Raw genomic sequence first — 8,338 nt, forward strand, 5'->3', positions numbered from 1 at the left:
GGCGCAGGTCCTGCTGCAGAGCGCGGTCGAGGACTACCTGGCGCACCTGACCGTCGAGCGCGGGCTCGCGGTCAACACGCTCGCGGCCTACCGGCGTGACCTCGCCCGCTACGTCGCGCACCTCGATGCGGCAGGGCGGACACGACCGGACGACATCACCGAGCGTGACGTCGAGGACTTCGTGGCCGTCATGCGGACCGGGTCCGACGGCGGTGCAGCGCTGTCCGCGTCGTCCACCGCGCGCGCCGTCGTCGCGCTGCGGGGATGGCACAAGTTCTGCGCTCTCGAGGGACTGACGGGAGTCGACGCCGCGAGGTCGGTGCGCCCGCCCGCCCAGCCCAAGCGGCTGCCCAAGGCGATCTCGACGGCCGACGTGGAGCGGCTCCTCGAGGCCGCGAGCGTCGGAGAGGGCCCCGTGCCGCTCCGGGACCGCGCGCTGCTCGAGCTGCTGTACTCGACGGGTGCCCGGATCTCCGAGGCGGTCGGCCTCGACATCGACGACCTGGACCTCACGCATGGGCGAGCCTCGGTCCGGCTGCGTGGGAAGGGTCGCAAGGAGCGCGTGGTCCCGGTGGGCAGCTACGCGGTCGACGCGGTCGACGCCTACCTCGTCCGCGCCCGCCCTGCCCTGGCGGGCGAGGGCCGGGGGACGCCGGCGGTGTTCCTCAACACCCGCGGCGCGCGGCTGAGCCGGCAGAGCGCGTGGGGACTGCTGAGCGCCGCCGCCGAGCGGGCCCACCTGGGCGGCGCGGCACACGTCTCGCCGCACACCCTGCGGCACTCGTTCGCGACCCACCTGCTGGCGGGCGGGGCCGACGTGCGCGTCGTCCAGGAGCTGCTCGGTCATGCGTCGGTCACGACGACACAGATCTACACCCTGGTGACCCGCGACACGCTCCGCGAGGTGTACGCCACAGCCCACCCGCGTGCCCTGCGGCGCGACCCGCACGCGGGCGAGCGCAGCGGTGCGGACCCCGCGCCCGACGCGACGCGGTGATCGGTCGCCCTTCTGCCGGTCTGTCGCAGGCCTCAACGCGCTCGTGCTCCGGTAAGTTGGCCGCGTGACAACCGAGGAGACGATCGAGACGCCGCTGGACCCGGTGGGACGACCCATGCCGGCGTTCGCCGTCCCGTCGCTGCTTGCCAACCACGGGCCCGCGCGCGTCATTGCGATGTGCAACCAGAAGGGTGGCGTCGGCAAGACCACGACGACCATCAACCTCGCGGCCGCGCTCGCCGAGTACGGCCGTCGCGTCCTCATCGTCGACTTCGACCCGCAGGGCGCCGCGTCGGTCGGGCTGGGGATCAGCCCGCACGAGCTCGAGCGCACGGTCTACAACCTCCTGATGGAGCGCACGGCCGTCCTCAGCGAGCTCATCCGGCCGACCGCGATCCCCGGCCTCGACCTGCTCCCGTCGAACATCGACCTGTCGGCCGCGGAGGTCCAGCTCGTCGGCGAGGTCGCCCGCGAGTCGGTCCTCGCGCGCGTGCTGCGGCCCGCGCTCGACGACTACGACGTCGTGCTCATCGACTGCCAGCCGTCCCTGGGGCTGCTGACGGTCAACGCCCTGACCGCCGCGCACGGGGTGCTGATCCCGCTCGAGTGCGAGTTCTTCGCGCTGCGCGGTGTGGCGCTGCTCATCGAGACCATCGAGAAGGTCCGGGACCGCCTGAACCCGCGCCTCGAGGTCGACGGCATCCTGGCGACGATGTACGACCCGCGGACGCTGCATGCGCGTGAGGTCGTGGCGCGGCTCAACGAGGCGTTCGGCAGCACGCTGCTGCACACGATGATCGGTCGCACGGTGAAGTTCCCCGACTCGTCGGTCGCGGCTGAGCCGATCACCACGTACGCACCGACCCACCCCGGCGCGATCGCCTACCGCCAGCTCGCGCGTGAGCTCGTCGCCCGTGGCGACGCCGCCTAGCCCCGTCGCGGAGGCGCCCGGGACGGCGAGCTTCGAGGTCCACCTCACCAACTTCTCCGGACCGTTCGACCTGCTGCTCGGGCTGATCTCGAAGCACAAGCTCGACATCACGGAGATCGCGCTCGCGACGGTGACGGACGAGTTCATCGCCTACATCAGGCTCGCTGAGCGCACGGGAGCCGACGGCGGCCAGTCCTGGGACCTCGGCCAGGTGAGCGAGTTCCTCGTCGTCGCCGCGACGCTCCTCGACCTCAAGGCGGCTCGGCTGCTGCCGTCGGGCGACGTCGAGGACGAGGAGGACCTCGAGTTCCTCGAGGCGCGTGACCTGCTGTTCGCCCGGCTGCTGCAGTACCGCGCGTACAAGGACGTGGCCGCCGACATCGGCGAACGGCTCGCGTCGGAGGCTCGCAGGCTCCCCCGGACCGTCACGCTCGAGCCGCACCTCGCGGCGTTGCTCCCCGAGCTCGTGTGGCAGATCGGACCGCACGAGCTCGCCGTGCTGGCTGCCAAGGCGCTCGCGCCGCGCGCGCTGCCCCCGGGCGTCGACCTCAGCCACGTGTACGCACCGACGGTGTCGGTGCGCGAGCAGGCGGCCGTGCTCGTCGACCGTCTGCGTCACGGCGGCGCGGCGTCGTTCCGGGCCCTGACCGACGACGCCGGCTCGACGCTTGTCATCGTCGTGCGGTTCCTGGCGCTGCTCGAGCTGTTCCGCGAGGGTGCTGTCGGGTTCGACCAGGTGAGCCCGCTCGGGGAGCTGACGGTGCGGTGGACCGGGTCTGACGAGGGCGACATCGTCGTGTCCGACGACTTCGACGCCCCACCTGACGCCCCCGACGCCCCCGGTGGGCCCGACACGCAGGAGCCGACAGCATGACCGAGAACACCCCCGACGGTCCGGCCGACGTCGTGCCCGACGACCACGGCGTCGCAGCCGAGGGTTCGCCGGCTCCCGACCCCGCGGCCGACGAGCTCGCGTTCGACGTCGACGACCTGCCCGGCGGAGCGCTCGCCGCGCTCGAGGCGGTGCTCATGGTCGCGGACGAGCCGATCCCCGCAGTGCGGCTCGCGTCCGTCCTCGCGCTCCCGACGAGCAGGGTCGAGGCGCTGCTCGCCGAGCTGGCCGCCGAGTACCGCGGCGCGGACGGAGGGCGGGTCCGGGGCTTCGAGCTGCGCCTCGCCGGCGCCGGCTGGCGCATCTACTCGGCGCCGACGTACGCGGACGTCGTCGGGCGCTTCGTGCTGGAGGGGCAGACCGCACGGCTGACCCAGGCGGCGCTCGAGACGCTCGCGGTGATCGCCTACCGCCAACCGGTCACGCGCGGGCAGGTCTCGGGGGTCCGCGGGGTCAACGTGGACGGCGTCGTGCGGACGCTGACGGCGCGCGGGCTCGTCACCGAGGTGGGCGCGGATCCCTCGACTGGTGCCCTGCTGTACGAGACCACGGGATACTTCTTGGAACGGATGGGGCTGGCGAGTCTCGACGAGATGCCGCCGCTCGCGCCCTACCTGCCCGATATCGACACGCTCGAAGGCGTGGACACCGCAAGCGGAGAGACACGATGAGTGCTGCAGACGAACGACGTGACGGCCGGACCGGCCAGCTCCGCGGGGAGTCCCCCCGAACCGGCAGCAACCGAGCCTCCGCCCGCCCCGCCCGCGAGGGAGTGCCGCACGTCGCCCGCCCCGGCGCCGGCCGGCCGCCGAGGACGACCCGTCCTGCGGCTCCCGCGGCGCCGCAGCGTGACGTCCACGTGCCCGACGGCGTGCGGCTGCAGAAGGTCCTCGCCACGGCCGGCCTCGGCTCGCGCCGCAGCTGCGAGATCCTCATCGAGGCCGGCCGCGTGACCGTCGACGGCGTACTCGTCCGTGAGCTCGGCGTGCGGGTGGACCCCGAGCGCGCGGTCATCCACGTGGACGGCATGCGGATCCAGCTCGACACCTCGCTCATCACCATCGCGCTGAACAAGCCGCTGGGCGTCGTCTCCACGATGCACGACCCGGAAGGCCGTCCGTCGCTCGCGCAGTTCGTCGCCAACCGCTCCGAGCGGCTGTTCCACGTCGGCCGGCTCGACGCGGAGACCGAGGGGCTGCTGCTGCTGACGAACGACGGCGAGCTGGCGAACCGCCTCGCGCACCCGTCGCACGCCGTCCCGAAGACCTACCTCGCGCACCTCGACGGCCGCGTGCCGGGCTCGATCGCGAACCGGCTGCTCAAGGGGGTCCAGCTCGAGGACGGCCTGGCGAAGGTCGACGACTTCCGCGTCGTCGACCTGAGCCCGCAGGCGAGCCTCGTCGAGATCGTCCTGCACGAGGGTCGCAACCGCATCGTGCGCCGGATCTTCGACGAGCTCGGCTTCCCGGTCGAGCGGCTCGTGCGCACGCAGATCGGTCCCATCAAGCTCGGCGACCTGCGCACGGGCCACACGCGCGTGCTCGGCCAGGTCGAGCTCGGGACGCTCATGGCACGGGTGGGCATGTGAACTCAACGGTCGCCACGCGCGGTCCGGTGCGCGTGGTCGGCACTGGCCTGCTCGGAGCGTCCGTGGGGCTCGGACTGACCACACGCGGCGTCGAGGTCGTCCTGCACGACCCGTCGCGGACCGCCCTCGCGCTCGCCCGTGAGGTCGGGGCGGGTCGACCCGCCGCTCCCGACGACGCCCCCCCGGCTCTGATCGTGGTCGCCGCACCCCCCGACGTGACGGCCGACGTGGTCCTCGCGGAGCTCGCCGCGTACCCCGGCGCTGTCGTGACCGACGTCGCGAGCGTCAAGGGCACGGTGCTCGCCGAGCTGCGCGCCGCGGGAGCCGACCTCACGCGCTACGTCGGCTCGCACCCGATGGCGGGCCGCGAACGCACCGGACCATCGGCGGCTCTGCCCGACCTGTTCGTCGGGCGGCCGTGGGTCGTCGTCAACTCTGGCTCGTCGTCGCCGCAGGCGCTGCTCGCTGTCCGCGCGCTCGCAGTCGACCTCGGGGCCCAGCCGGTGGCGATGTCCGCCGCCGACCACGACGCCGCAGTCGCGGTGGTCTCGCACGTCCCCCAGGTCGTCGCGAGCCTCGTGGCGGCGCGGCTGCGCGACGCGTCCGACGATGCGTTGGGACTCGCGGGCCAGGGCCTGCGCGACGTGACACGGATCGCGTCGAGCGACCCCGCCCTGTGGACCTCGATCCTCGCGGCGAACGCCGGCGCCGTCCGCGACGTGCTGGTCGGGCTGCGCACCGACCTCGACGGCGTCATCGCCGCGCTCGGTCTCGCGGACGCGGCGACCGGGCCGGAGACGGTCGAGGGCGGGGCGCTGTCGACCATCGCGCAGACGATCGCCCGCGGCAACGCCGGCGTCGCACGCATCCCCGGCAAGCACGGCGGGGCTCCCCGCGTGTACGAGGTCGTCACGGTCCTGGTCCCGGACTCGCCCGGTGAGCTGGCTCGACTCCTGGCCGACGTCGGTCATGCCGGCGTGAACCTGGAAGACCTCCAGCTCGAGCACGCGGCCGGTCGGCCGGTCGGCATGGCGAACATCTCGGTCCTGCCGGGCCGGTCCGAGCACCTCGAGGCGGAGCTCGCAGCCCGCGGATGGAGCCTGGTGAGTTGAGCGCGGACATCACGGGCGTGACCGCCCACCACCGGCGCCCGCCCGCGTTGGTGATCGCGATCGACGGGCCGTCGGGCTCGGGCAAGTCGAGCGTCTCCCGCGAGGTCGCGTCGCGGCTCGGCCTCGCCTACCTGGACACGGGCGCGATGTACCGGGCCGCGACCTGGTGGTGCCTCCACGAGGGCGTGCCCCTGACCGACACGGCGGCCGTCGCGGCCCTGGTGCGCGGTCTCCCGCTCGAGATGGGGGTCGACCCCGCGGCTCCGAGCGTGCGCGTCGACGGCACCGACATCGACACCGCGATCCGCGAGACCGCGATCTCGTCCGCCGTCAGCGCCGTCGCCACGAACCTCGAGGTCCGCGCCGAGCTCGGTCGGCTCCAGCGCGAGGCCATCGCGGCCGAGCGGGTGCCGTCGTCCTTCTCGGGCGGTCGCGGCATCGTCGCCGAAGGCCGGGACATCACGACCGTCATCGCCCCCGACGCCGACGTGCGCATCCTGCTCACCGCGAGCGAGGAGGCGCGCCTGGCCCGGCGCGCCCTCGACGTGCACGGGACCGACGACGCGGCAGCGGTGCGTGCCACGCGTGACCAGGTGCTGCGGCGCGACGCCGACGACTCGACGGTGGCGGCGTTCCGCGTCGCATCCGACGGGGTCGCGACCGTCGACTCGTCCGAGCTGGACTTCGAGCAGACCGTGCAGGCCGTGCTCGAGGTGGTCACCGAGATGACGGGACGACGCTCGTGAGCGGGCGCGGGGGAGGGTCGTCTGCCCCGACGTCGTCCGCGTCCGAGCCTGCGGTGATCTCCGAGCGTGGGGCGCGGTGGGGACGGCGGATCGGCCGGTTCCTCGCGTTCGGCGTGTGGCACGCGCGCGTCATCGGCGCCGACCGTGTGCCGACGTCCGGCCCGGTGCTGTTCGCCGCCAACCACACGGGCGTCGTCGACGGTCCTGTGCTCGCCGGCGCCACGCCCCGGCCGGTGCACGTCCTGGTCAAGCAGGAGGCGTTCACCGGGGTGGTGGGCTGGTTCCTGACGTCGCTCGGTCAGATCCCCGTCGACCGCGAAGGCGGCCGGACCGCGCTGACGGCCGCTCTGGGCGTGCTGCGCCGTGGCGGGGTCGTGGGGATCTTCCCGGAGGGCAACCGTGGGCGCGGTGACGCCTCGAGCGCGCACGCCGGCATCGCGTGGCTCGCCCTGAACGGGGGAGCGCCCGTCGTTCCGGTGGCGGTGCTCGGCACCCGGCGCACGGGCGAGTCCGTGGGGCACGTCCCAGGGTTCCGCCGGCGTCTCGTCATCGAGTTCGGGGAGCCGCTGACGATCGTGCGCGAACCCGGGACCTCAGGTCGGGTGGCCCTCAGCGAGGCCAACGAGGCGATCCGGGTCGCGCTCTCCGGCCTCGTCTCCGCGGCCGCGGCTCGGGCCGGCCTCCCGCTCCCGAACGACGACCCGAACGCGGTCGAGTAGCAGCCCCGGCGGCGGCGCCGGGACCCGCATTCGTCGTCCGGCACCTGCCCGGGGGAGAATGCTCCCATGAGCGAGACCGACCCGACACCGGGCCAGCACCACGACGCAGTCCTGACCGATCCCCTCGACGCCCCCGCAGCTGCGGAGGCCACCCTCGATCCCGCCATCGACGCGGACATCGACGCGAAGCGCGAGGAGGCACTGCGGGCAGGGCTCGCGGAGTACGAGCTCGAGGACGAGGACCTCGCCCTCCTCGGCGGAGGTCTCGCAGAAGGTGAGGGTGGCGGCCCCGCAGCACCCCTTCCGGTGCTCGCGGTGATCGGACGCCCGAACGTCGGCAAGTCGACCCTGGTCAACCGGATCCTCGGCCGCCGCGAGGCCGTCGTCGAGGACAAGCCGGGCGTCACCCGTGACCGCGTGAGCTACCCGGCCGAGTGGGCCGGCCGCAACTTCATGGTCGTCGACACCGGCGGCTGGGAGACCGGCGTCGCCGGCATGGACGCCCGCGTGGCCGAGCAGGCCGAGATCGCGATCTCGCTGGCCGACGCGATCCTGTTCGTCGTCGACGCGACCGTCGGTCCCACGGGCACCGACGAGCGCGTCGTCAAGCTGCTCCGCAAGGCAGGCAAGCCCGTCGTGCTCTGCGCCAACAAGGTCGACGGCCCCCGGGTCGAGGCCTCCGCGGCCGAGCTCTGGAGCCTCGGCCTCGGCGAGCCCCACCCGGTCTCCGCGCTGCACGGGCGTGGCACCGGTGACCTGCTCGACGCCGCGATGGCGGCTCTGCCGACCGTGTCCGCGCACGGCGTCGCGATCCCCGAGGGCGGACCGCGCCGGGTCGCGCTCGTCGGGCGTCCCAACGTCGGCAAGTCGTCGCTGCTCAACAAGGTGCTCGGCAGCGAACGGGTCGTCGTCGACTCGGTCGCCGGGACGACCCGCGACCCGGTCGACGAGGTCGTCGAGCTCAAGGGCAAGACCTGGGTCTTCGTCGACACCGCCGGCATCCGGCGGCGCGTCCACCAGACGTCCGGGGCGGACTTCTACGCCTCGCTGCGCACCCAGGCAGCGATCGAGAAGGCCGAGGTCGCCGTGGTCCTCCTCGACGCGAGCGTCAAGATCACCGAGCAGGACACGCGCGTCATCACGCAGGTCATCGAGGCCGGCCGCGCCCTCGTCATCGCGTACAACAAGTGGGACCTCATGGACGAGGACCGGCGCCCGTTCCTCGAGCGCGAGATCGAGAAGGACCTCGTCCAGGTCCAGTGGGCGCCCCGCGTCAACTTCTCGGCCCGCACCGGCTGGCACACCGACAAGCTCGTCCCCGCCCTCGAGCGCTCGCTCGCCTCGTGGGACATG

General features: G+C 73.4%; 9 protein-coding genes. All 9 read left to right on the plus strand.

Annotation, left to right across the window (positions count from 1 at the left end; translation table 11 throughout):
* The first annotated feature begins 10 nt into the window (after positions 1-10).
* Positions 11-997 (plus strand): site-specific tyrosine recombinase XerD, encoded by a 987-nt coding sequence (locus VFW79_RS03460; protein WP_329675924.1) that lies wholly within the window; start codon positions 11-13, stop codon positions 995-997.
* A 115-nt stretch (positions 998-1,112) separates the two neighbouring features.
* A complete protein-coding gene (locus tag VFW79_RS03465) occupies positions 1,113-1,928 on the plus strand; it encodes an AAA family ATPase (protein WP_329675925.1) in 816 nt (271 codons plus the stop codon).
* On the plus strand, positions 1,912-2,802 hold the full coding sequence (locus VFW79_RS03470) for a ScpA family protein (protein WP_329675917.1): 891 nt from the start codon (positions 1,912-1,914) through the stop codon (positions 2,800-2,802). Before VFW79_RS03465 ends, VFW79_RS03470 begins: the two co-directional genes overlap by 17 nt.
* A complete protein-coding gene (gene scpB, locus VFW79_RS03475; RefSeq protein ID WP_329675918.1) occupies positions 2,799-3,491 on the plus strand; it encodes an SMC-Scp complex subunit ScpB in 693 nt (230 codons plus the stop codon). Before VFW79_RS03470 ends, scpB begins: the two co-directional genes overlap by 4 nt.
* A gap of 188 nt (positions 3,492-3,679) precedes the next feature.
* On the plus strand, positions 3,680-4,408 hold the full coding sequence (locus VFW79_RS03480; protein ID WP_329675919.1) for a pseudouridine synthase: 729 nt from the start codon (positions 3,680-3,682) through the stop codon (positions 4,406-4,408).
* Positions 4,405-5,520: a prephenate dehydrogenase gene (locus VFW79_RS03485; protein ID WP_329675920.1), complete on the plus strand. Its 1,116-nt coding sequence runs from the start codon at positions 4,405-4,407 to the stop codon at positions 5,518-5,520. The genes VFW79_RS03480 and VFW79_RS03485 overlap by 4 nt, the downstream gene beginning before the upstream one ends.
* Positions 5,502-6,266, plus strand: a complete 765-nt coding sequence (cmk, locus tag VFW79_RS03490) for a (d)CMP kinase (protein WP_414647853.1) — start codon at positions 5,502-5,504, stop codon at positions 6,264-6,266. The genes VFW79_RS03485 and cmk overlap by 19 nt, the downstream gene beginning before the upstream one ends.
* 53 nt (positions 6,267-6,319) lie before the next feature.
* The gene (locus tag VFW79_RS03495; RefSeq protein ID WP_329675922.1) at positions 6,320-6,985 is read left to right on the plus strand and encodes a lysophospholipid acyltransferase family protein; all 666 of its coding nucleotides are present in this window, start codon (positions 6,320-6,322) and stop codon (positions 6,983-6,985) included.
* A gap of 66 nt (positions 6,986-7,051) precedes the next feature.
* Positions 7,052-8,338: ribosome biogenesis GTPase Der (gene der, locus VFW79_RS03500; protein WP_329675923.1), on the plus strand; the 1,287-nt coding region annotated here is incomplete at its 3' end.

This window comes from Cellulomonas sp. (genome assembly GCF_036279715.1).
In the GTDB taxonomy this organism is placed as follows: Bacteria; Actinomycetota; Actinomycetes; order Actinomycetales; family Cellulomonadaceae; genus Cellulomonas_A.